This window comes from [Mycobacterium] fortunisiensis (assembly GCF_019050325.1).
Classification (GTDB): domain Bacteria; phylum Actinomycetota; class Actinomycetes; order Mycobacteriales; family Mycobacteriaceae; genus Mycobacterium; species Mycobacterium fortunisiensis.
Genome location: NZ_VOMB01000004.1, coordinates 142,314 through 165,173, shown reverse-complemented (window position 1 = coordinate 165,173; position 22,860 = coordinate 142,314). Strand labels below are relative to the sequence as shown.

Below are 22,860 nucleotides of genomic sequence, written 5' to 3'. Positions count from 1 at the left end.
CTCAGCGCGACTTTCCCTGGATCTCCAGCAGTTTCGGCCGGACGTCGATGAGGTAGACACCGGCGGCGCAGGCCAGGATCGCGGCCCCGAACACGTCGCGCAGCAGCAGCGACAGCAGCAGACCCACCCCGAGGATCGCCAGCCAGACTGGCTTGGTGAGCTTGCCGGTGGCCGTGTAGGCGTCCGGACGCTGCATGGCGGCGTGCACGAGCGCGTAGACGCCCACGAAGAAGACAGCGGCGACGAGGACGAAGACAATGACGCCCGCAAGGTTGGCGAGTTGCACCTCACCAGCCTATGCGGGCGTCATCGTCAGCGTCGACCGCGGCCTGTACATCCGCGGTCGAGGCCGGTCTTACTTCTGGGTGACCTTCTTGGCCGGGGTGGCCTTCTTGGCGGCCGGGGTGGTCTTCTTCGCCGGGGTGGCCTTGGCCGGTGCCGACTTGGCCGGGGCGGCCTTCTTGGCGGGGGCGGCAGCCTTCTTGGCCGCCGCGGTCACCTGGGCGTCGGCCTTCTCGGTGGCCTTCTCGACCTTCTTCGGCAGCTCAACGCCCACCAGCTTGGCGGCCCGCTCGCCGACCGCGCGGGTCTGGGTCGCCACGGTGCCCAGGGCTTCCTGGGTCAACTCGACGGCCTGGTCGGTGTACTCCTCGACCCGGCTGGCGGCTTCCTCGATCCCCGGCTGGTTGCGCAGCCGCTCCAGCGCGGCCTCGCCGCGCTCGACGAGCTTGTTGTAGGTCGCGGTGGCCTGATCGGCGTAGCCCTCGGCGGCCTTGCGCAGTTCCTCAGAGGTGAACCGGTCGCGCAGTTCCTCGAACTGGGTGGGCAGGTCTTCCTGCAGCTTGGTCAGCCGGGCGCGGCTCTCCTCGACGCGCTCCTGGGCGTCGGTACGGGCATCCTCGGCGCGCTCACGCAGGCTGGCGACGATCTCGTTGACGGTGGCCAGGGCCAGGTCGGCGGCGCCGACGGCGGCCAGCAGCGGGGCCTTGAGGTCTTCGATGGTGGGCTGGTTCTTCTCGGTCATCCGAGTTCCTTTCTCGAGCTGGGGTTTTCGTGCGAGTTGTTATCGGGCAGTTGGTGGGATGTCAGTCAGTTCCCGGCTCCTCACCTGCTTCGGCTTCGTTCTGCTGACGGAACGACGTGTAGATGTCGAGCAGCACCTGCTTCTGCCGTTCGGTGATCCCCACGTCGTTGACGATGGCGTCGCGCACCTCGTTCGGCTCGCTGGGCTCCAAGATCCCGGCGCGCACGTAGAGGACTTCCGCGGACACCCGCAGCGCCTTCGCGATCTGGTTGAGCACGTCGGCGGAGGGTTTGCGCAATCCCCGTTCGATCTGGCTCAGGTAGGGATTGCTGACGCCGGCCTTCTCGGCCAACTGCCGCACCGATACCTGTGCCGCCTCACGCTGGGCTCGGATGAAGCTTCCGATGTCCTGCGCAGCGTTGGACACAACAGCCGCGAGATTCTCGTCTTGCGCCATGTCAGTCCCCTCGTAGCACGGGTATCCGTTAACGACAAAATTCACGCTACGACGGGGTGCTAACTTTTGCAAGCACTAGTTAGCGCAGGTCAGAAGAGTAGTTGGGCTATCGAATAGATGACCAGGCCGGCCAGTGACCCCACCACGGTGCCGTTGATCCGGATGAACTGCAGGTCACGGCCCACGTGCAGCTCGATGCGTCGGCTGGCCTCGTCGGCGTCCCAGCGTTCGATGGTCTCGGTGATGATTGCTGTGATCTCGGTCCCATACTCGCCGACCAGGTGTTTCGCCGCCCGGATGATCCAACTGTCGACCTTGTCGCGTAGCTCGGCGTCGTCGCGCACCGACTCACCGATGCGCATCACCGAGTCGGCGATCCGGGTCCGCAGCGCCGACGACGGGTCGTCCACCGACTCCAGGATGATCCGCTTGGCCGCCGCCCACGCCGTTTCGGCCGCCCGGGTCACCTCGTCGCGGCCCATCAGCTGTTCCTTGACGTTCTCGGCCCGCTGGATCGTCGCCTCGTCGTGCTGCAGGTCGTCGGCGAACTCGAACAGGAACCGCGTCGCCGAGCGGCGCAGCTCATGATCGGGGTTGCGCCGCACCTTGTCGGTGAAGTCCATCAGCTCGCGGTGGATCCGGTCGCCCACCAGGTGATCCACCCAGCGCGGAGACCACGTCGGCGAATCCCGCTCGATGACCCGCTCGATCACCTCACCGGAATTGAGCGACCACTGGAACGCCCGGTCGCACAACAACTGGATCAGGGCTTCCTGGCGGCCCTCCTGCAGCAGCGTGGACAGCACCCGGCCGATCGGCGGACCCCACTTGGGCTCGGCGATGCGCTTGACGATCATCCGGTCCAGCACATGTTGGACGTCCTCGTCACGCAGCATCTCCACCCCGACCCGCAGCACGGTCGACGCCTCGGCGGCGACCCGCTCGGCGTGGGGACGGTCGGACAACCATTTCCCGAGCCGGCCGGCCACCTGGGCGTCGCGCAGCTTGGTGGCGATCACCTCGGGAGACATGAAGTTCTCCCGGACGAAGGTGCCCAGTCCCTCGCCCAGTTGGTCCTTCTTGCGTTTGATGATCGCCGTGTGCGGGATCGGCACCCCCAGCGGATGCTTGAACAGCGCCGTGACGGCGAACCAGTCGGCCAGCGCACCGACCATGCCCGCCTCGGCCGCGGCCCGCACGTAGCCGATCCAGGGCGCCGCGCCGCCGGCCGTCGCACCCCGGGACTGTGCCCAGGTACACACCAGGAAGACCACTGTGGCACCGACCAGGAAGCCCAGCGCCACCAGCTTCATCCGCCGCAAACCCCGCTGACGTTCGGCGTCGGCGGCGCTGTCCGCACCGGCCAGCGCCTCGGCAAAACTCTGCCGTGGGGCGCCAAGCGCTCGCAAACCGGCGTCGGATCGATGTGCCACGTATCCATCATCCACAACCGCGCCAATTCGGCGTCGCACCCAGAGGTCGGCAGCCGGCGATCCGCCGTAGTATTAAGCGGAACTAGGGAATGGGACTACTGCGACTGTGGCACAGCAGACTCCGCCGGTGACGGTGAAGACCGATGGACGCAAACGGCGCTGGCACCAGCACAAGGTGGAGCGGCGTAACGAGCTGGTAGACGGCACCCTGGAAGCGATCCGTCGGCGTGGCAGCAATGTCAGCATGGACGAGATCGCCGCCGAGATCGGGGTCTCCAAGACCGTGCTCTACCGCTATTTCGTCGACAAGAACGACCTCACCACCGCGGTGATGATGCGGTTCGCCCAGACCACCCTGATCCCCAACATGGCCGCGGCGCTGTCGTCGAACCTCGACGGGTTCGACCTGACCCGCGAGATCATCAAGGTGTACGTGGAAACCGTCGCCGCCGAGCCCGAGATCTATCCGTTCGTGATGGCCAACAATTCGGCGAGCAAAAGCAAGGCCGTCGCCGACTCCGAGCAGATCATCGCCCGCATGCTGGCGGTGATGCTGCGGCGCCGGATGGCCAGCGTGGGCATGGACACCCGCGGCGCCGAACCGTGGGCCTTCCACACCGTCGGTGGCGTCCAGCTGGCCACCCACTCCTGGATGTCCAACCCGCGGATGACCGCCGACGAGCTGATCGACTACCTGACCATGCTGTCGTGGAACGCCCTGTGCGGCATCGTGGAAGTCGGCGGGTCGCTGGAGAAGTTCAACTCGCAGCCGCACCCGTCCCCGATTCTGCCGCGGCAGCTGCTTGACTGAACGGGTGACCGATCGCGACCTGCCTGCCCTGTGGACCCACGAACCCCACACCCACCTGGCATTCCGCCCCGGTGATCAGGTCTCGCGCATCGACACCAACAGCACGCCGGGGTTCCGCGGCAACAAGAGCGATGCGCCGACGCTGCAGACCGAGCGCAACCTGCGGCTGGCCTCACTGCAGGAAATGCTCTACGCCCGGTCCAAGAGCGGTGACGACAATCGTTCGGTGCTGCTGATCCTGCAGGGCATGGACACCGCCGGCAAGGGCGGGATCGTCAAACACGTTGTGGGCGCGGCAAATCCACAAGGCGTCCGGTACACCAGCTTCGGCAAGCCGACCGAGGAGGAGCGGGCCCACCACTACCTGTGGCGGATCCGCAACGCGCTGCCGCCGGGCGGACACATCGGGGTATTCGACCGTTCACACTACGAGGACGTGCTCGTGGTGCGGGTGCACAACCTGGTGCCGCCCGATGTCTGGGGCGCCCGCTACGACGAGATCAACGCGTTCGAACGGGAATTGGTCGACGGCGGCACCACGCTGGTGAAGGTGGCGATGTTCGTCTCGCTCGCCGAGCAGAAGGCCCGGCTGGCCGAGCGACTGGAGCGGCCCGACAAGTACTGGAAGTACAACCCGGCCGACATCGACGAGCGGCTGCTGTGGCCCAAATACCAAGAGGCCTATCAGGTCATGTTGGAGAAGACCTCGACCGACTACGCGCCCTGGCACATCGTGCCGTGCGACAAGAAGTGGTACAGCCGGCTGGCCATCACCGAGCTGTTGATCGAGGCGCTCAAAGGCCTCAACATGTCCTGGCCGCCACCGGACTTCGACGTCAAGACCGAGAAGAAGCGGTTGGCTGAGGCTTAGCCCTCTTTCTGGTTGCGCCGAGACGACGCTTTATGACGTGATTTCGGCATTTTGGCGCCACAAGGCGTCGTGTCGGCGTCAAGGGGAACCGGATGCCCGCCTGCTGCGTCGAACATCGGTGTGGGGAATTTTGGCGCGGGAGACCTTGTGGTGGCGACCGAGGCGCTCGCTGCCGGGACGCTGACTCGGCATGCGCTGCGGACGCGGTATCGCAAGCTTCATCAGAATATCTATGTACCAAGAGATTTCACTCTCGACCCGCATAACCGCGCTCGGGCCGCGTGGCTGTGGTCGCGGCGCTGCGCGACACTGGCCGGGTATTCCGCGGCAGCGGTCCTGGGTAGCAAGTGGGTTCCCGAGAAGGCGCCGGCCGAACTGGCCCGCTTCCGGCACCCGGCCCCGCCGGGCATCCTGATCCACACCGGCGTCATCGCTGACGACGAGGTCACCGCGGTCGGCGACATGGCCTGCACCACCATCGCCCGCACCTGTTACGACATCGGGCGATTCCAACCGCTCGACACCGCGATCATCAGGATCGACGCGCTACTCAACAGCACCCGCGGGACCACCGCCGACGTCGCTTCGATCGCCGAACGCTATCCGGGGGCGCGGCGTATCCGTCGGCTCCGCCAAGCGCTGGATCTGGCCGACGCCGGGGCGGAATCCCCGCAGGAGACCAGGCTGCGGTTGCTGCTCATCCGTGCTGGGCTGCCGCGTCCGGTCACCCAGATACCGGTCGCTGACGAATCGGGCCGGGTCCGGCGCCGGATCGACATGGGCTGGCCGGAGTGGATGGTGGGCATCGAGTACGACGGGGACCAGCACTGGACCACGCCCGAGGCCCAGGAGAACGACATCGTCCGGTTGGAGTTTCTGGCGGCCCGGGGATGGACAATCGTGCGGGTCAGCGCCCGTCAACTGGAGTTTCGCGGGCCAGAGGTGATCAGCCGCGCCTGGGTAGCGTTGCGCGGGGCCGGTTACACACCCTACAAATGCGCCGAGACTACGGTTTCTGGCGCGAAATCAGAGAAATCGCACCAGAAACCGTAGTCTCGGCGGGAAAAGAAAAGGAACTACTTGACGAGCGTGAACTGGCCGATGTTGGTGATGCCGCGACGGAAGAAGTCGGCGCAACCGGTCAGGTACTTCATGAACCGGTCGTAGACCTCCTGGCCCTGCAGCGCGATGGCCTCGTCCTTCTTGGCCTCCAGGTTGGCGGCCCACATGTCCAGCGTGCGCGCGTAATGCGGGCGCAGCAGGTGGGTGCGCTGCAGGTCGAAGCCTGAATCGGCGGCCAGCTTCTCGATGTCCTCGACGGCCGGCAGCTGCCCACCGGGGAAGATCTCCTCACCGATGAACTTCATGAACTTCAGGTCGCTGATCGTCAGCTTGATGCCGTTTTCCCGGAAGTACGCCTGGTTGTGCGCCAGGATGGTGTGCAGCAGCATCCGGCCGCCGTTGTCCGGCAGGATGTTGTAGGCCCGCTCGAAGAAGATCGGGTAGCGCTCCTGCTTGAACGCCTCGAACGCACCGATCGACACGATGCGGTCGACGGGCTCGTTGAACTCTTCCCAACCCTGCAGTCGGATCTCGACGTTGCGGTTGGTGTCGATCTTGGCCAGCCGCTTGCGTGCGTAGTCCGACTGTTCCTTGCTCAGCGTGATCCCGATGACGTTGACGTCGTAGTTGAGCAACGCCCGCTCCAACGCACCGCCCCAGCCACAGCCGATGTCGAGCAGCGTCATGCCCGGCTTGAGGTCCAGCTTGCCCAACGCGAGGTCGAACTTGGCGTTCTGCGACTCCTCGAGGTTCATGTCCTCGCGCTCGTAGTAACCGCAGGTGTAGCCCATGGTCGGCCCGAGGAAGAGGGCATAGAAATCATTGGAGATGTCGTAGATCGACTGAGATTCCTCGTAATACGGCGCCAGATCGGACTCGACGTTAGACATGCGAAAAATTACCTCTTTGCGTTTTTTGCTGCTGACGACCAACAGTTTGGGGGCCGACATGTGTTTTACACGCAGACTCTATAGAGCGAGCCGGCAGGCCCTACTGTGGGTAGACTAGCTAAGCCTCGGCCATAGTGCCAGCGCGGGTCGATTCAGTATGTGTAGAAGCCCTGGCCCGATTTCTTGCCCAGCTGGCCGGCTTCCACCATCCGCAGCAACAGCGGCGGCGCGGCGTACAAAGGCTCTTTGAACTCGTCAAACATCTTGTCAGCGATGAGCTTCAGGGTGTCCAGACCGACCAGATCGGACAGCCGCAGCGGGCCCATCGGGTGTGACAACCCGGCCACCACTGCCTTGTCCACATCCTCGATCGTGGCAAACCCGCCCTCGACCATCCGGACCGCCGACAGCAGGTAGGGAACCAGCAACGCGTTGACCACGAAACCGGACCGGTCAGAACAACGCACGACCTGTTTTCCGAGAACCGTGCCGGCGAATTCCTCGACCCGCGCGGCGGCAGCATCGGAGGTCACCAGGGTGCTGACCAATTCGACCAGCGGCAACACCGGAACCGGGTTGAAAAAGTGCAGGCCGAGAACCCTGGCAGGATTCTGTGTAGCAGCTGCGAGTTTCATGATCGGAATGCTGGAGGTGTTGGAAGCCAGCACCGCGTCGGGGTCGGTGATGACCGCATCCAGGTCGGCGAAGATCTTCGCCTTGACGTTCTCGTCCTCGATGACGGCCTCGATGACCAGCTGGCGGTCGGCCAGATCGGCCAGGGTGGTGGTGAACTTCAGCTTGCCCAGGGCGGCGTCTTTCTCCCGCTCGGTGACCTTGCCGGAGCTGACGGCGCGCTCGAGGGACTTGGTGATGCGATTGCGTCCCGCGGTGACCAACGCGTCCGACGTCTCGAACACCAGCACGTCCACACCGGCACGGGCGGACACCTCGGCGATGCCCGCGCCCATCTGGCCGGCACCGATCACACCTACTCGTTCGATTTGATTGCTCACAGGTTCTCTTTCTATACGCAGACAGGCCCCGCCCAAAACTGCTGAGCGGGGCCTGTGCTGTCAAGCCACTGGGCCTAGTGACCCTGGCTAGTCGGTTCCACTTCGCAAGCTCAGTGGAACTGACCCTCTTCGGTGGAACCGGACAGCGCGGTGGTCGAGCTGTTCGGGTCAACCGTGGTGGCGATCCGGTCGAAGTAGCCGGCGCCGACCTCACGCTGGTGCTTGGTGGCGGTGTAGCCGCGCTCCTCGGCGGCGAACTCGCGCTCCTGCAGCTCGACGTAGGCCTTCATCTGCTCGCGGGCGTAGCCGTGAGCCAGGTCGAACATCGAGTAGTTGAGGGCGTGGAAGCCGGCCAGCGTGATGAACTGGAACTTGAAGCCCATCGCGCCCAGCTCGCGCTGGAACTTGGCGATGGTGTCGTCGTCCAGGTGGGCCTTCCAGTTGAACGAAGGCGAGCAGTTGTAGGCCAGCATCTGGTCGGGGAACTCGCTCTTGACGCCCTCGGCGAACTTCTTGGCCAGCTCCAGGTCCGGGGTGCCGGTCTCCATCCAGATCAGGTCGGAGTACGGCGCGTAGGCCTTGGCGCGGGCGATGCAGGGCTCCAGGCCGTTCTTCACGTGGTAGAAGCCCTCGGAGGTGCGCTCACCGGTGATGAACGGGCGGTCCCGCTCGTCGACATCGGAGGTGATCAGGGTGGCGGCCTCGGCGTCGGTGCGGGCGATGACGACGGTAGGAACGTCAGCGACGTCCGCGGCCAGGCGCGCCGAGGTCAGGGTGCGGATGTGCTGCTGGGTGGGGATCAGCACCTTGCCACCGAGGTGGCCGCACTTCTTCTCCGAGGCCAGCTGGTCTTCCCAGTGCGAACCGGCGACACCGGCGGCGATCATGGCCTTCTGCAGCTCGTAGACGTTGAGCGCGCCACCGAAGCCGGCCTCACCGTCGGCGACGATCGGGGCGAGCCAGTTCTCGACCGAGGTGTCGCCCTCGACCTTGGCGATCTCGTCGGCGCGCAGCAGCGCGTTGTTGATGCGGCGGACCACCTGCGGCACCGAGTTGGCCGGGTACAGGCTCTGGTCGGGGTAGGTGTGGCCGGACAGGTTGGCGTCACCGGCGACCTGCCAACCCGACAGGTAGATGGCCTTGAGGCCGGCGCGGACCTGCTGGACGGCCATGTTGCCGGTCAGCGCGCCGAGCGCGTTGACGAAGTCCATGTCGTGCAGCTGCTCCCACAGCACCTCGGCGCCGCGGCGGGCCAGGGTGGCCTCCTCGACGACGGAACCCTGCAGGGCGACGACGTCGGCCGGGGTGTAGGTACGGGTGATGCCCTTCCAGCGGGGGTTGTGGTCCCAATCGTGCTGGATCTGCTCCGGTGACTTGGGGGTGCCCACGGTCGACATAGGACTGCTCCTTCGGTTGTTCTGTCGCCTTGTTCGGTCACCGGATCTTGCTAACAATCCGGCAACTTCACTGTTGTGCTAATCCGACGATGGCACAGCACATATCCGCAGGTCCACCCGTTTCAGTTGCCAACTTTCGCTAAAGCGCTTCGTTAACTTGCAAAGGTTGCGAAGAAATATGATGGCTGTACCGGTTCAGAAGCTACCCGCCAGTAACCCAAAGGCGCAGGTCAGTACGCCCGTACTGTTAAACCCGGAGGGGTCAGAGCGAGAACAGCGAGGCGATCGCTTTCGTCTCGTCGCCGACGGCATATGTGAGCGTTCTAACAGTGCGATCTGTGAGCCCGGTCCCGAATTTGTCGGTCGACCCGGCCGGGTGAACGTGCGAGAGAATCTCGAGTTTCTCGCCGAGGGCGACGGCGGCGTCGTGCTCGATGGTCACCCGCAGCGGCGTCTCCAGGAGTTCCGGATGTGAGTACAGGTAATCCTCGATCACGGTCCAGTACACCGAGTTGTTCATGTGGTCGAACAGGTCGATGTCGGACACCCGCACCGGGTACTCGCGGATCTCGTCGGCATCCTCGCGGCTGCCCGCCTTCAAGTAGGACTTCCAGCGCAGCCGGGCCTCGTCGGTGGTGCGGCGCAGGCCGGCCAGGAAGTCGTCGGAGATGCGCGCCGGCCCTTGGGTCTCGCGGTTGATGTTGATCCAGAACGCCTCGGATTCCATCAGCCCGCCCTTGCGACCGTCGATCCGCACCCGCATCTCACACCACCGGTTGGAGGTGCCCGAGCACCACCGCCGCATCCGCAGCATGTCCTGGAACTCGATCGGGCGGATCAGATCGATCATCGTGCGCCGCACGATCCACAGCGGGTGGGTTTCCTCGAAGCCGAGCTCACGCAGATGGTCGGAGCCGATGTCCTGGATGTGGCGGGCCGCGGCGTCGAACCGCAACCGGCCCGCCCGGTCGATGTCACCGACCCGCAGCGGCCATTCCCGGTCGAAGACGTCGGGATGGGGGTCGGGCACGGGCATCATCACCTTGTTCAGCCCGGTGGTCGTCGTGTCCGCGGTTCCCGTCATGGTGCTCTCCCAGTCGCTATCGCCTGAGCCGATCATGCCAGGCAGCCCGATAATGCCAGTAGCGCTTGAATGCCAAGCCTGCAAAGGCCGCCTTCACAGGCTTGTAGGCTGTTTGACGTGGCAAAAACGTTCGTCGGTTCGCGAGTGCGGCAACTGCGGAGCGAGCGTGGATTCAGCCAGGCGGCACTCGCCCAGATGCTGGAGATCTCCCCCAGCTACCTCAACCAAATCGAGCACGACGTCCGTCCACTGACCGTGGCCGTGCTGCTGCGCATCACCGAGGTGTTCGGGGTGGATGCGACGTTCTTCGCACCCCAGGACGACACCCGGTTGGTCGCCGAGATGCGCGAGGTGACGCTGGACCGCGACCTGGGTGTCGACATGGACGTCGCCGACGTCGCCGACATGGTGGCGGCCTACCCGAACTTCGCCCGCGCGATGGTCAACCTGCACCGGCGCTACCGGCTCACCACCACGCAACTGGCCGCAGCCACCGAGGACCGCTACTCCGACGGCAGCGGCAGCGGTTCGATCACCATGCCGCACGAGGAAGTGCGCGACTACTTCTACCAACGGCAGAACTACCTGCACGAGCTCGACACTGCCGCCGAGGATCTCACCGTCAAGATGCGCATGCACCGCGGTGAACTGCCCGGCGAGCTGGCCAACCGCCTGACCACCGAGCACGGGGTACGGATCGTGCGGCGCATCGATCTGGGTGACACCGTGCTGCACCGCTACGACCCGGCCACCAAAACCCTGGAGATGGGCAATCACCTCTCCAGCGGCCAGCAGGTGTTCAAGATGGCTGCCGAGCTGGCGTTCCTGGAATTCGGCGACCTCATCGACAAACTGGTCGACGAAGGCAAGTTCACCAGCACGGAGTCGCACACCCTGGCCCGGCTCGGGCTGGCCAACTACTTCGCTGCGGCCACCGTGCTGCCCTACCGCCAATTCCACGATGTGACCGAGAACTTCCGATACGACGTGGAGCGGCTCTCGGCGTTCTACTCGGTGAGCTACGAGACCATCTGTCACCGGCTGTCCACCCTGCAGCGGCCGTCGATGCGCGGGGTGCCGTTCTCGTTCGTCCGGGTGGACCGGGCCGGTAACATGTCAAAACGACAGTCCGCCACCGGTTTTCACTTCTCCTCCTCTGGCGGCACCTGCCCGCTGTGGAACGTTTACGAGACCTTCGGCAATCCCGGCAAGATCGGCGTGCAGATCGCCCAGATGCCGGACGGCCGCAACTACATGTGGGTGGCCCGCACCGTGGAGCGACGCCCGTCACGCTACGGCCAGCCCGGCAAGACATTCGCGATCGGGCTGGGATGCGAACTGCGCCATGCCCATCGGCTGGTGTACTCCGAAGGCCTGGATCTGTCCGGCGAAGTGGCCACCCCCATCGGGTCGGGGTGCCGGGTGTGTGAGCGCGACAACTGCCCGCAACGTGCCTTCCCGGCGCTGGGCAAGGCGCTGGACCTCAACGAGCACCGCTCGACGGTGTCGCCGTATCTGGTGCGCCAGCCGTAGGTTTGCGGTCGGCTTTTGCGGTCGGCTTTTGCGGTCGGCTTTTGCGTCGGTTTCTACCGCAGGGCGGTGGCGGTCTTCGATCAACAGCCCAGGTGTAGAACGCGGTGTCGCCCACCCGCCCCTACCACCTGTGCCAGACTCGGCGAGGTGAGTGCACTCGAGCCGGCCCGCATCGCGCCGGGCGGATTCCGTGAGCTGGGCCCGCTGAACTGGGCCATCGCCAAGGTGGGCGCCAGGGCCATCCGAGCGCCGCGGTTCACCCTGATGAACGTGCTGGGCCAACACAAGCTGCTGTTCTTGGCCTGGCTGCCGTATTCCGGGCTGCTGCTCGGCCCATTGGGCAAGCTGCCCCGCCAAGATGCCGAGCTGGTCATCCTGCGGATCGGGCACCTGCGGGACTGCGAGTACGAACTGCAGCAGCACCGCCGGCTGGCCCGCAGCCGCGGCGTGAACGCCGAGACGCAGGCCCGCATCTTCGAGGGGCCTGACGCCGAAGGGCTGACCGACCGGCAGCGGGTGTTGATCACCGCGACCGACGAGTTCGTCATCACCCGGTCCATCTCGGCGGAAACCTGGGCGGCGCTCTCGGCGATTCTCAGCAAGCAGCAGATCATCGAATTCTGCATGCTGGCAAGCCAATACGACGGTCTGGCGGCCACCATGACGACGCTGCGGATCCCGCTGGACTTCCCGGACTGAGCCCCGCCGAGACTACGGTTTGTGTCGGAAAAACGACGAAATCGCAGCACAAACCGTAGTGTCGGCGCGGCTAGGTTTGGTGGGGCTAGAGGTACGTGACGCCCAACAACACCAGCGAGAACACCACCGGGGAGACCGGCAGCGCCCACAGGAACACCGCCCACTCCATCGACTTCTGCTGGTACTTGCGCCACCCGAAGTAGCCGCCGAGCGCACCACCGATGACGGACAGCAGAGCCACCAGCAGCGCCCAGATGGTGACCCGGGAGCCCTCCGTAGCCAACGTGATGGCAGCCAGCCACAGGATGTGGCCGGCCACCAATCCGGCTATGCCGGCGACGATTTCGTTTCTCAAAAGTTGATCATGTGGCCGGTCAGCCCGTGGAAGCACTCCTGCAGCGCCTCCGACAGGGTCGGGTGGGTGTGCACGTTGCGGGCCAGCTCGTTGGCGGTCAGGTCCCACTTCTGAGCCAGGGTCAGTTCCGGCAACAGCTCGGACACATCCGGCCCGATCAGGTGCCCGCCGATCAGTTCGAGGTGCTTCTTGTCGGCGATCAGCTTCACGAAGCCGGTCGGGTCGGCCAGGCCGTGTGCCTTGCCGTTGGCGGTGAACGGGAACTTGGCGACGACAACGTCGTAGCCCTCGTCCTTGGCCTGCTCTTCGGTCAGCCCGAAGCTGGCCACCTGCGGCTGGCAGAAGGTGGCGCGCGGCATCATCCGGTAGTCACCGAGCGTCAGAGTCTCTGCGCCGCCGATGGTTTCGGCGGCCACCACGGCCTGCGCCTCGGCCACGTGGGCCAGCTGCAGCTTGCTGGTGACGTCGCCGATGGCATAGATCCCCGGCACGTTGGTGCGCATGTGGTCGTCGATGGCGATGGCCTTGCGGTCGGTGAGCGCCACCCCGGCGGCTTCCAGTCCGTAACCGTCGACATTGGGCGCAAACCCGATGGCCTGCAGCACCTTGTCGGCCTTGAGCTCTTCGGTCTTGCCGTCCTTGCTGACCGTGACGACAACGGACCCGTCGCCACCTTTGTCCAAGATGCCCTCGACCTTGGTGCCGGTGAGGATCTTGACGCCCAGCTTCTTGTACTGCTTCTCGATCTCCTTGGAGACCTCGGCGTCCTCGTTGGGCAGGGCGCGCGGCAGGAACTCGACGATGGTGACGTCGACGCCGTAGTTCTTCAGCACGTAGGCGAACTCCATGCCGATGGCACCGGCCCCGGCGATGATGATCGAGCCCGGCAGCTCGCGCGTGAGGATCTGGGTTTCGTAGGTGACGACGTTGTCGGACAGGGAGGTGCCCGGCACCAGGCGGGTGGACGACCCGGTGGCGATGATGGCGTTGTCGAAGGTGAGCTCTTCCGAACCTCCAGCGCCGCCCTCCTCATTCAATTTCACCGACATCGACTTGGGCCCGGTGAAGGAACCGTAGCCGTGGATCTCGGTGATCTTGTTCTTCTTCATCAGGAAGTGCACGCCGGCCACGCGGCCGTCGGCGACCTTGCGGCTGCGATCGAAGGCGGCACCGTAATCGAAGGTGGCCTCCCCGCTGATGCCGAAGGTCTTGGCTTCCTTGGTGAAGATGTGCGCGATCTCGGCATTGCGCAGCAGCGCCTTGGACGGGATGCACCCGACGTTGAGGCACACGCCGCCCCAGTACTTGGGTTCGACAATTGCGGTGTTCAGCCCCAGTTGGGCGGCACGAATGGCCGCGACGTATCCACCGGGACCAGCTCCGAGAACGACGACGTCAAAGTGGGTCACGTCCCCACCCTAATGGGCCGCGCAATGGTCCTAGCGGGCGATCCAGCCGAACACGTAGGCGCCGTAGAACACCGCGGCGGCAGCCATTGCGGCCAGCGGCGCCGACATCAACGCGATGGCCAGGGCCGATACCACCGGTTTGCGTTGTGCGGTGGAGGCCACCAGGGCGCCGACGGTGGTGACGACGAGGTAGACGAGCACGACGAACACCGGCCAGGTCTTGTCCACCGACTGATACCAGTAGTAGTACAGGCCGGCGCCGGCCGCCGCGGACACGAACCACACCGCGGCCAGCACGCCCACGAACGTCCACCACTTCACGGACTGGTAGGTGCCTTCGACCACGATGGGCGGGGCCGGGGCGGGCAGGGGCTCCGACGGTGCGTCGTCAGTGGCTGCGTCGGGTGCCGGCTCGTCGGGCGTCATGTCCTCGGCGGGGACGTCGGGCAATGCGTCGGCTGACAGCTCCTCATCGAGGATCTCGTTTTCCCCGGTGTCGAACAGCGGGGTGAAGTCTGCGGTGGAGGTGTTGGTGTCGTCAGGCATGAGATGCCACCTGGATGATGGTCAGCGCTCCGAACCAGCCGGGCGCGATGGCCAGGATGAACGCCCCGAGTGTGGTGACCCAGCGTCGGCCTGCGACCAGGACCGTGAGGATCCCGAGCACACCGGGCACGCCGAGGACGAGCGCGATCACCACATCGGGCCGGACGGTGACCGTCACCAGCAGGGTGGTGGCGATCCCGGCTAGCAGCCCGACGGCTATGCCGACCGACATGGCACCGGTCAGCAGCCACGCCCGTGGCAGCGGAATCACTCTTTGACGATAACGCCGCGACCCGACAGGGCCCGCTACATCTGCGCGGCGCGTCCCCCGGGTACCGGACAGGCGTCGACGGCTTCGCCGACGATGTGGCTGCCGGTGTCGGGTGGGCGGGCACCGGCGCTGTACTGCGCGCCGGTCAGCGCGGGCTGCTCGGCCAGGAGCGCGTTCTCGGCGTCGGTGAACGCCCGACCGCGGGATAAAAATCGCATGCCTTCGGGGGCTTCCAGGCTGAACCCACCACCGCGGCCGGGGACGACGTCGATCACCAGCTGGGTGTGTTTCCAGGCGTCGAACTGCGGTCCGGAGATCCACACCGGGACGCCGGTACCGACGTCGAACACGGCCAGCAGGACATCGCGGTCACCGACGATGAACTCGCCGTCGGGGTAACACATCGGTGACGACCCGTCGCAGCAGCCGCCGGACTGATGGAACATCAGGGCTCCGTGGCGCTGCTGCAGCTGGGCCAGCAGGTCGGCGGCGGCCGCGGTGATCAGGGCCCTCGGCGGTGCTTGGCCCATCCCGTCCTCATTCCGTCGCCGCGCAGGTGGTGTTCAGCTCACATTACGCGCGCGGTCACAATGGACGGGTGGCACAGCATCCTGAGGATCCGTACCTGTGGCTTGAGGACATCTCCGGCGACGACGCGCTGGCGTGGGTGCGGGCCCACAACGAGCCGACGCTGGAGCTGTTGAGCGGTGACCGGTTCGAGGCGATCCGCTCGGAGATCCTGGAGGTCCTCGACACCGATGCCCGTATCCCCTACCCGGGCCGGCGCGGCGAGTACCTGTACAACTTCTGGCGCGACGAGGCCAACCCGCGCGGCCTGTGGCGACGCACCACGCTGGACAGCTACCGCACCGAGGAGCCCGACTGGGACGTGATCTTCGACCTGGACGAGCTGGCCCGCGCCGAGGACGAGAACTGGGTGTGGGCCGGGCCCGAGGTGATCGAGCCGGACCACACCCTGGCCATGATCAGCCTGTCCCGCGGTGGTGCCGATGCCACGGTGGTGCGCGAGTTCGACATGCGGACACGGGAATTCGTCATCGACGGGTTCGAGCTGGCCGAAGCCAAGTCCTCGGTGTCCTGGGAGGACGAGGACACCCTGTTGGTCTGCACCGACTTCGGTGAAGGGTCGATGACCGAATCCGGCTATCCGCGGATCGCCAAGCGCTGGCGCCGGGGACAGCCGTTGGCCGAGGCCGAGACGGTGTACGAGGCCGAGCCGACCGATGTGCGGGTGATCGCCTCCATCGACCGGACCCCGGGGTTCGAGCACACCCGGCTGGGGCGCTACACCGATTTCTACCACCGCGTCCGCTACGAGCTGCGCGACGGCGAGCTGATCGAGATCAAGGTTCCCACCGATTCGTCGCTGTCGTTGCACCGCGAGTGGCTGCTGATCTCACTGCGGTCCGATTGGCAGGTGGGTGACGTCACCTACCCCGCGGGCGCGCTGCTGGGCACCAATTTCGACGATTTCCTGTCCGGGACAGTCAATCTGGCGATGATCTACGAGCCCGACGCACACAGCAGCCTGTCGAGTGTGCAATGGACACGCGACAAGCTGATACTGATCACGCTGCGGGACGTCGCCAGCCACGTCGAGATCGTCACTCCCGGGACGTGGGAGCACCGCGACGCCCCGGACATTCCGCCGGCGACGGACACCATCGTCGTCGACTGTGACCACCTGGGCGACGAAGTGTTCTACAACTCAAGCGGATTCACCACGCCGTCGCGGCTCTTGTACGGGACGGCCGGCGGTCCGCTGGTCGAGGTCAAGTCCGCGCCGGAGTTCTTCGACGCCGACGGCATCCGCGTCGAGCAGTTCTTCGCCACGTCTGCCGACGGCACCCAGGTGCCGTACTTCGTCGTCGGGCGCCGCGACGAGCCCAGCCCCACCCACCTGTATGGCTATGGCGGGTTTCAGAATTCGCTGACGCCGGGCTACATCGGCGGCGCGGGCCGGGCCTGGCTGGCCCGCGGCGGCACCTACGTGCAGGCCAACATCCGCGGCGGCGGCGAGTACGGGCCGGGCTGGCACAAGCAGGCGATGCGGGAGAACCGCCACCTGGTGTACGAGGATTTCGCCGCGGTCGCCGCGGATCTGGTGCGCCGCGGCATCACCACCGTCGAACAGCTCGGCGCATCCGGCGGCAGCAACGGTGGGCTGCTGATGGGCGTCATGCTGACCCGCTACCCAGAACTGTTCGGCGCGTTGGTGTGCAGCGTGCCACTGCTGGACATGAAGCGCTTCCACCTGCTGCTCGCCGGGGCGTCGTGGGTGGCCGAGTACGGCAACCCCGACGACCTGGCCGACTGGGAATTCATGTCGAAATACTCGCCATACCAAAACATTTCGGCCTCGACTTCGGCTTCGTATCCGCCGATCCTGATCACCACCTCGACCCGTGACGACCGGGTGCATCCCGGGCATGCCAGGAAGATGACGGCAGCACTGGAGGCGGCCGGGCACCGGGTGCTGTACTACGAGAACATCGAGGGCGGTCACGGCGGCGCGGCGGACAACAAGCAGGCGGCGTTCAAGTCCGCGCTGATGTATGAGTTCCTGTGGCAGACGGTGGATGAGCGCGCGTAGCGGTTGGGTGCCTGCTGTTTAGTCCATCGTTTTCCACGCCTGGGCTGTTGATCGTCGCTCGGTACAGCCCGGGTGTAGGAAACGGCGAGGAATCTCCCGGGCGCTCAGGCCGCCCTGCTCGGTCTCGCCGTCGGTGAGCGATGCTGGCCGAACGGTGCCGCAGGAACCTACGACGGCTGCCCAAAATAGCGACAATCACCCCTTCTTCATGCGCTTATGATGATTGCCGGCAAGACACCGGTGGGGTGGACGGAACAGACACAGCTCATTTCCTGGACAAACGTGGTTTCACGTATTAAATGTCCGTGGCTGAGCGGTGTCGCGCGTGTAGGGGCGATGGTTTGGATGGATGGCATGGACCGGCGGACGTTGGCACCGGCGTTGTCGGATGTGAATGCCGGTCCTCAACAGTGCGCGACACTGCTGTGACTTTCCAACCGGCCGAGCAGATGACGATATGACCCAGCCGCCTAACGGATGGGGCAACCAACCACCGCCGCCCCACGGCGGGTGGCAGCCACCCCCTGGACAGCAACCACCGCCGGGATGGGGCCCGATGCATCAGCCCTACCCCGGGCCACCCCAGAAAAAGGGCGGGGCACTGAAGTGGATACTCGGCGGAGTCGCCCTGCTGGCTGTCATCGCCATCACCGCCGTCGTGTCCATTTCACTCAGTGGCCGCGGCGACGATGACAACGGCGGCGCGGAGGCCAACACGGCGTCCGGCTCCAACTCAGAATTCGCCAGCGCCAACGACACTGGGCCCGTCGCCATCATCACCGAGGACCCCTCGTGTGCGCCGTGGATACCTGTTAACAACACGCTGTCAGACAGCGCGAAGAACGGATGGCTAGATCGGGACGTGTCAATCCCAGCCAGCGCGTGGAATTCTGATCTCCGGAGGCAATACGAAGAAGTCGGCCAAGCTATGCGCGCTGCCGCTGATCAAGCCGAACCTCTGGCCAAATTGACCACGCACCGTGTGATGCGCGAACTTTATGCGCAATTCATCGCGTATGCCCGCGCCTACGCTGACGCCCTCCCCAGCTACACACCACACGACGATGGCCTGCAGCACGCGGCAAGCATGGCCACGAGGACCCTGTCAGGGATTTGCCAAGCCATCTCGTTCGGTTCAGCGGCCGCACGGGCACCACTCGTTCCGGAAGTGGCCGCACCCACTGATATTGCGCCACCTGGTGACCCTATCCATCCGGAACGCTTCCTGACCACCACCGACCCGATATGCCCGGACTGGCAATCCGCATCTGACCAGTTCCTTGCCGACGTCGCAGACTGGCTGAAAACAGACCCGAACGTTCCCGCTGGCCAGTGGTCACCGCAGGATAAGGCCCTCAACGGTGCCGCGATTCCGGTCTTGCGTCAGTCCGCTGACGCCCTCGAAGGGCTTGGCCACCGCAGTGAAAATCCAGTCCTGCAGGATTTCGCGGTTCTCTCAGCTCAGTACCGCCGCGGTTACGCACGAGCGCTCGCCACATACACACCCGCTGACAAGCACCTCTACAACGCGAGCATCTATTCGGTCGGCCTTGTTATCGGGGCATGCAAGGCTGCTGGGCCCTAAATGATGGGAATTGGCAAGCCTGGCGGGAGTCACCTTGAGCAACTGACTGAGCCACGCGAATGGTCCCGCTCCTACGAGGACAAACCCTACGAAGCTGGCGAGGTGACGCGATGACCCAGCCGCCCAACGGATGGGGAAATCAATCACCGCCCCCCCGCGGCGGATGGCAACCACTGCCTGGCCAACAACCACCACCCGCATGGCGCCCCATTCAGCCCTACCCCGGGCCACCCCCGAAAAAAGTCGGCGCACTGAAATGGGTACTCGGCGGGGTTGCCATGTTGGCCGTCATCGCCATCACCGCCGTCGTATCCATTTCACTTAGTAGCCGCGACGAGGACGGCAACGAAGGCCCAACGGCGAACACGGCATCGGGCTCAGATTCAGAGTTCGCCAGCGCCAACGACACTGGACCCATCACCATCATCACCGAGGATCCATCGTGCGCGGCATGGATACCGATCAACAACACTTTCGTAGACACCACAAAGAACGGGTGGCGTGACAGAGACCCATCCATCCCAGCAAGCGCGTGGACTCCCGAGCAACGAAAGCAATACCAAGATGTCGGTAACGCCCTCGGGGCCGCCGCCGATCAAACCGAACCACTCGTGAAGCTGACTACCCACAGGGCGTTGCGCGAGCTTTATGCCCAATTCATCGCGTATGCCCGCACATACGCCGACACGATTCCCACCTATACATCAGATGATGACCATCTGGCGCGTGCAGCAACAATCGCTACGAAGGCTCTCTCGGCGATCTGCCAAGCCGTTTCCTTCGGTTCCGCAGCGGCACGGGTCCCTCTCGTACTAGAGGGGCATGCACCCGACGATGTCGCGCAACCTCGGGATCCCGCCCATTCAGAACGCTTTCTCACTAACCCCGACCCAGTATGCCGGGACTGGCAAGCAGCCTCCGATCAATTTCTCACCGACGTCGCGGATTGGTTGAAAATAGACCCGAGCGTTCCTGCTGGCCAATGGTCGACCGAACAGAAGGCCATCAATGACGCCGCGATTCCGGTGATGCGTCAATCCGCGGACAAACTGGAAGAGCTCGGCAGTCGCAGCGACAATCCAACGTTGCAGGATTTCGCCACTCTAGCGGCCCAGTATCGCCGCGCATACGCACAGGCAATTCCGACGTACACAACCGCCGATAATCACCTCTACGACGCCAGCATTTTCACTGTTGGTGTGGTAAATGAAGCCTGCAAAGCAGTCGGGGATCGCTAGTGGGAATAGGCAAGCCCGGCGGTGGTTGCGTCGAACAACTGACCGAGCCAGGCAGATAGCCTGATGTCGACGAGGGCGAAATCTACGAAGCTAAGCAGGTGATTCCATGAACCAGCCATCTAACGGATGGGGCAACCAACCACCGCCACCACCCCACGGCGGATGGCAACCACCGCCTGGCCAACCACCACCACCACCCGTATGGGGCCCCATGCACCAGCCCTACCCCGGGCCACCCCCGAAAAAAGGCGGGGCACTGAAATGGATACTCGGCGGCATCGCCCTGCTGGCCATCATCGCCATCACCGCCGTCGTGTCCATTTCACTCAGCAGCCGCGGCGGCCACGACAGCGAAGGTGCCGGGGAGAACACAGCCTCGGGCTCAGAATTCGCCAGCGCCAACGACACCAGACCCATCACCATCATCACCGAAGACCCGTCATGCGCACCGTGGACTCCGATCCTCAACACGCTCGCCGATACCGAGAAAAATGGGTGGGATAAAAGGGATGCATCTATACCGGCCTCCGCTTGGAGCCCTGAGCAGCGAACCCAACATGAACAAGTTGGCCAGGCAATGAGCGCTGCAGCCGACCAAACGGAACCGCTCGTTAAGCTCACCACCAACCGTGTCGTGCGCCAACTCTATGAGCAATTCATTGCGTACGCGCGCGCCTACGCAAAAGCGATCCCGAATTACACAAATGTGGACGACCAGTTGGCCAGGACGGCCAACTCCGCCACGGCGGTCCTCGCTGGCATTTGCCAAGCTATCAAGGTTGGTTCGGCACCGGCACGCGCGACAATGGTCGCAGCCGGGCCCACCCCCACGACCATTGCACCGCTCGGCAACCCCGCCAAGCCGGCACGCTTCTTAACCGGCAGCCCGAATGCCTGCGAAGAGTGGAAAGCGGCTACCGACGAGTACTCCAATAACACAACTGATTGGGCGAAAACCGATCCGAATGTGACTGCCGGTCAGTGGACGCCTGAGGACAAGGCCCTCAACGACGCAGTCATTCCCGTGATGCGCGATGTCGCCGATAAGTTCGAAAAAATTGGTCAGCGCAGCAGCAATCCCACATTTGAGGATTTCGCTACGTTGGCCGCGCAATACCGCCGTGCGTATGCACAGGCCATCCCAACTCATAGCCCCACCGACGAGCACCTCTATACGGCGAGCACGAAAGTGTCAGGCATGATTCTGGCAGCATGCGCGGCACCAGAGCCTAGCTAATGGGATCAAGTAAGCCCAGCGGTGACTTCGTCGAGCAACTGATCGATGAGGGCGCCACGTCGATGCGGGCAAACTCTACGAGGTTGAACAGGTGATGCAATGACCCAGCCACCCAACGGATGGGGCAATCAACCACCGCCCCCACCCCACGGCGGATGGCAGCCACCCCCTGGCCAACAACCACCCCCAGAATGGGGTCCGCCGCAGCAGCCCTACCCCGGGCCACCCCCGAAAAAGTGTGGGGCGCTGAAGTGGGTACTCGGCGGCATCGCCCTGCTGGCCATCGTCGCCATCACCGCCGTCGTGTCCATTTCATTCAGCAGCCGCGACAACGATGGAAGCAACAGTGCAGGGACCAACACGGCATCGGCTTCGGACTCCGAATTCGCCAGCACCAGCGACACCGGCCCTATCACCATCATCACCGACGATCCATCGTGCGCGCCGTGGAGACCGATCCAAGACACACTCGCCGATAGCGCGAAAAACGGCTGGCCACAACGGGACCCGTCGATCGCCGCAAGCGCGTGGACTCCCGACCAGAGGAGGCAGCATCAAGAAGTTGGTCAGGCAATGCGTGCTGCCGCAGACCAAACCGAACGGCTGATCAAACTCACCACTCACCGCGTGATGCGACAACTCTACGAACAATTCGTCGCATTCACCCGCGCCTATGCAGATGCGATCCCCACTTACACACCTCCAGACGATGCGTTGGCACGCGCCGCCAATACCAGTGGAGCGGTACTTGGAAGTATTTGCCAATCCATAAGGTTTGGTTCAGCCGCAGCGCGTGCACCACTAGCGCCGGAAGCATCTGCACCCGAACATGTCGCTCCAGTCATTGATTCCGCGAGCCCCACGCCGTTTATCACGGGCCCCGATCCCTTATGCCATGACTGGAAGACCGCAGTCGATGAGTTCAGCGCCGACACTGAGGCTTGGCGAGATATACCCGCTGACATTCCGGCCGGTCAGTGGTCACCGGCACAGAAGGCAATTAGCGCCGCGGTGGTACCGGTCATGCGCGACTCGGCCGACTCACTTGAGCGATTGGGTCAGCGCACTGAAAACACCACCTTCCAAGATTTCGCGGTGCTCGCTGCCCAGTACCGTCACGCCTTCGCCGAGGCAATACCTACCTACACCGTCGCTGATAACCATCTATACGAAGCAGGCTGGCGTACTACCGGTTTCATCTTGGCCGCGTGCGAAGCTGCTGGAAGTAACTAACGAGTCGGCGCAAGAGGAGTGACTATGCCGACGAAGGTGGTTCCAACGCCAATGAGGCTTCAGTTCGGGAGGCAGATCAGTATGCCAATGCAGATGGC

The 22,860-nt window shown here is 64.5% G+C and carries 23 protein-coding genes; 10 read left to right on the top strand and 13 right to left on the bottom strand.

The window, feature by feature from the left end; all coding sequences use genetic code 11:
- Position 1 precedes the first annotated feature (1 nt).
- From FR943_RS03695 to FR943_RS03680, 4 genes are all read right to left on the bottom strand, one after another.
- Positions 2–286: a DUF2516 family protein gene (locus FR943_RS03695; RefSeq protein WP_217154960.1), complete on the bottom strand. Its 285-nt coding sequence runs from the start codon at positions 284–286 to the stop codon at positions 2–4.
- A 69-nt stretch (positions 287–355) separates the two neighbouring features.
- A complete protein-coding gene (locus FR943_RS03690) occupies positions 356–1,024 on the bottom strand; it encodes a heparin-binding hemagglutinin (RefSeq protein ID WP_217154959.1) in 669 nt (222 codons plus the stop codon).
- A gap of 61 nt (positions 1,025–1,085) precedes the next feature.
- Positions 1,086–1,481, bottom strand: a complete 396-nt coding sequence (locus tag FR943_RS03685) for a helix-turn-helix domain-containing protein (protein WP_217154958.1) — start codon at positions 1,479–1,481, stop codon at positions 1,086–1,088.
- 89 nt (positions 1,482–1,570) lie between these two features.
- A complete protein-coding gene (locus FR943_RS03680; RefSeq protein ID WP_217154957.1) occupies positions 1,571–2,914 on the bottom strand; it encodes a DUF445 domain-containing protein in 1,344 nt (447 codons plus the stop codon).
- 106 nt (positions 2,915–3,020) lie between these two features.
- Here FR943_RS03680 and FR943_RS03675 point away from each other — a divergent pair, with 106 nt between their 5' ends.
- From FR943_RS03675 to FR943_RS03665, 3 genes are all read left to right on the top strand, one after another.
- Complete coding sequence (locus tag FR943_RS03675) at positions 3,021–3,725, top strand: TetR/AcrR family transcriptional regulator (RefSeq protein WP_217154956.1); 705 nt, start codon at positions 3,021–3,023, stop codon at positions 3,723–3,725.
- 4 nt (positions 3,726–3,729) lie between these two features.
- Positions 3,730–4,596 carry a polyphosphate kinase 2 family protein gene (locus FR943_RS03670; RefSeq protein WP_217154955.1) on the top strand — a complete coding sequence of 289 codons (867 nt, stop codon included), beginning with the start codon at positions 3,730–3,732 and terminating at the stop codon, positions 4,594–4,596.
- Between the two features lie 150 nt (positions 4,597–4,746).
- Positions 4,747–5,649, top strand: coding sequence for an endonuclease domain-containing protein (locus tag FR943_RS03665; protein ID WP_308170446.1), 903 nt, complete (start codon positions 4,747–4,749; stop codon positions 5,647–5,649).
- 23 nt (positions 5,650–5,672) lie between these two features.
- Here the strand turns inward: FR943_RS03665 and FR943_RS03660 are convergent, their stop codons facing one another.
- From FR943_RS03660 to FR943_RS03645, 4 genes are all read right to left on the bottom strand, one after another.
- On the bottom strand, positions 5,673–6,548 hold the full coding sequence (locus FR943_RS03660; protein WP_217154954.1) for a cyclopropane mycolic acid synthase family methyltransferase: 876 nt from the start codon (positions 6,546–6,548) through the stop codon (positions 5,673–5,675).
- 152 nt (positions 6,549–6,700) lie between these two features.
- Entirely contained in the window at positions 6,701–7,561 is an 861-nt protein-coding gene (locus tag FR943_RS03655) for a 3-hydroxybutyryl-CoA dehydrogenase (protein WP_217154953.1), read from the bottom strand.
- 110 nt (positions 7,562–7,671) lie between these two features.
- Entirely contained in the window at positions 7,672–8,958 is a 1,287-nt protein-coding gene (aceA, locus tag FR943_RS03650) for an isocitrate lyase (RefSeq protein ID WP_217154952.1), read from the bottom strand.
- 262 nt (positions 8,959–9,220) lie between these two features.
- On the bottom strand, positions 9,221–10,042 hold the full coding sequence (locus FR943_RS03645; protein WP_217154951.1) for an acyl-[acyl-carrier-protein] thioesterase: 822 nt from the start codon (positions 10,040–10,042) through the stop codon (positions 9,221–9,223).
- 117 nt (positions 10,043–10,159) lie between these two features.
- Here FR943_RS03645 and ramB point away from each other — a divergent pair, with 117 nt between their 5' ends.
- Both ramB and FR943_RS03635 read left to right on the top strand, forming a co-directional pair.
- Positions 10,160–11,575 carry an acetate metabolism transcriptional regulator RamB gene (gene ramB / locus FR943_RS03640; RefSeq protein WP_217154950.1) on the top strand — a complete coding sequence of 472 codons (1,416 nt, stop codon included), beginning with the start codon at positions 10,160–10,162 and terminating at the stop codon, positions 11,573–11,575.
- 147 nt (positions 11,576–11,722) lie between these two features.
- Positions 11,723–12,274 (top strand): carboxymuconolactone decarboxylase family protein, encoded by a 552-nt coding sequence (locus FR943_RS03635; RefSeq protein ID WP_217154949.1) that lies wholly within the window; start codon positions 11,723–11,725, stop codon positions 12,272–12,274.
- Positions 12,275–12,359: 85 nt separating this feature from the next.
- On the opposite strand, the gene FR943_RS03630 is transcribed toward FR943_RS03635, so the two are convergent.
- Genes FR943_RS03630 through FR943_RS03610 form a run of 5 tightly spaced genes read right to left on the bottom strand, consistent with a single transcriptional unit; the run spans position 12,360 to position 15,385 of the window.
- A complete protein-coding gene (locus FR943_RS03630) occupies positions 12,360–12,629 on the bottom strand; it encodes a flagellar basal body-associated FliL family protein (RefSeq protein WP_217154948.1) in 270 nt (89 codons plus the stop codon).
- Complete coding sequence (lpdA, locus tag FR943_RS03625; protein WP_217154947.1) at positions 12,626–14,038, bottom strand: dihydrolipoyl dehydrogenase; 1,413 nt, start codon at positions 14,036–14,038, stop codon at positions 12,626–12,628. The genes FR943_RS03630 and lpdA overlap by 4 nt, the downstream gene beginning before the upstream one ends.
- A gap of 30 nt (positions 14,039–14,068) precedes the next feature.
- Positions 14,069–14,584: a hypothetical protein gene (locus tag FR943_RS03620; protein ID WP_246584810.1), complete on the bottom strand. Its 516-nt coding sequence runs from the start codon at positions 14,582–14,584 to the stop codon at positions 14,069–14,071.
- Positions 14,577–14,855 (bottom strand): putative holin, encoded by a 279-nt coding sequence (locus FR943_RS03615; protein WP_217154946.1) that lies wholly within the window; start codon positions 14,853–14,855, stop codon positions 14,577–14,579. Before FR943_RS03615 ends, FR943_RS03620 begins: the two co-directional genes overlap by 8 nt.
- Before the next feature lie 35 nt (positions 14,856–14,890).
- On the bottom strand, positions 14,891–15,385 hold the full coding sequence (locus tag FR943_RS03610) for a DUF779 domain-containing protein (RefSeq protein WP_217154945.1): 495 nt from the start codon (positions 15,383–15,385) through the stop codon (positions 14,891–14,893).
- A 68-nt stretch (positions 15,386–15,453) separates the two neighbouring features.
- Between FR943_RS03610 and FR943_RS03605 the strand changes: the two genes are divergently transcribed.
- The 5 genes from FR943_RS03605 to FR943_RS03585 all read left to right on the top strand — a co-directional run bounded on the left by FR943_RS03605 (position 15,454) and on the right by FR943_RS03585 (position 22,762).
- Positions 15,454–17,469 carry a prolyl oligopeptidase family serine peptidase gene (locus tag FR943_RS03605; RefSeq protein ID WP_217154944.1) on the top strand — a complete coding sequence of 672 codons (2,016 nt, stop codon included), beginning with the start codon at positions 15,454–15,456 and terminating at the stop codon, positions 17,467–17,469.
- A 556-nt stretch (positions 17,470–18,025) separates the two neighbouring features.
- A complete protein-coding gene (locus tag FR943_RS03600; protein WP_217154943.1) occupies positions 18,026–19,054 on the top strand; it encodes an ESX-1 system-associated protein in 1,029 nt (342 codons plus the stop codon).
- 110 nt (positions 19,055–19,164) lie between these two features.
- Positions 19,165–20,292, top strand: coding sequence for an ESX-1 system-associated protein (locus FR943_RS03595; protein WP_246584809.1), 1,128 nt, complete (start codon positions 19,165–19,167; stop codon positions 20,290–20,292).
- A 211-nt stretch (positions 20,293–20,503) separates the two neighbouring features.
- Positions 20,504–21,529, top strand: coding sequence for an ESX-1 system-associated protein (locus FR943_RS03590; protein ID WP_217154942.1), 1,026 nt, complete (start codon positions 20,504–20,506; stop codon positions 21,527–21,529).
- 303 nt (positions 21,530–21,832) lie between these two features.
- Positions 21,833–22,762, top strand: a complete 930-nt coding sequence (locus FR943_RS03585; RefSeq protein WP_308170442.1) for an ESX-1 system-associated protein — start codon at positions 21,833–21,835, stop codon at positions 22,760–22,762.
- Positions 22,763–22,860 lie beyond the last annotated feature (98 nt).

Coding starts and splice junctions, on each gene's coding strand:
- FR943_RS03690 (WP_217154959.1), bottom strand. CDS start 1,024: ATGACCGAGAAGAACCAGCCCACCATCGAAGACCTCAAGGCCCCGCTG.
- FR943_RS03685 (WP_217154958.1), bottom strand. CDS start 1,481: ATGGCGCAAGACGAGAATCTCGCGGCTGTTGTGTCCAACGCTGCGCAG.
- FR943_RS03660 (WP_217154954.1), bottom strand. CDS start 6,548: ATGTCTAACGTCGAGTCCGATCTGGCGCCGTATTACGAGGAATCTCAG.
- aceA (WP_217154952.1), bottom strand. CDS start 8,958: ATGTCGACCGTGGGCACCCCCAAGTCACCGGAGCAGATCCAGCACGAT.
- FR943_RS03645 (WP_217154951.1), bottom strand. CDS start 10,042: ATGACGGGAACCGCGGACACGACGACCACCGGGCTGAACAAGGTGATG.
- FR943_RS03620 (WP_246584810.1), bottom strand. CDS start 14,584: ATGCCTGACGACACCAACACCTCCACCGCAGACTTCACCCCGCTGTTC.
- FR943_RS03610 (WP_217154945.1), bottom strand. CDS start 15,385: ATGGGCCAAGCACCGCCGAGGGCCCTGATCACCGCGGCCGCCGCCGAC.
- FR943_RS03600 (WP_217154943.1), top strand. CDS start 18,026: ATGCATCAGCCCTACCCCGGGCCACCCCAGAAAAAGGGCGGGGCACTG.
- FR943_RS03595 (WP_246584809.1), top strand. CDS start 19,165: ATGACCCAGCCGCCCAACGGATGGGGAAATCAATCACCGCCCCCCCGC.
- FR943_RS03590 (WP_217154942.1), top strand. CDS start 20,504: ATGCACCAGCCCTACCCCGGGCCACCCCCGAAAAAAGGCGGGGCACTG.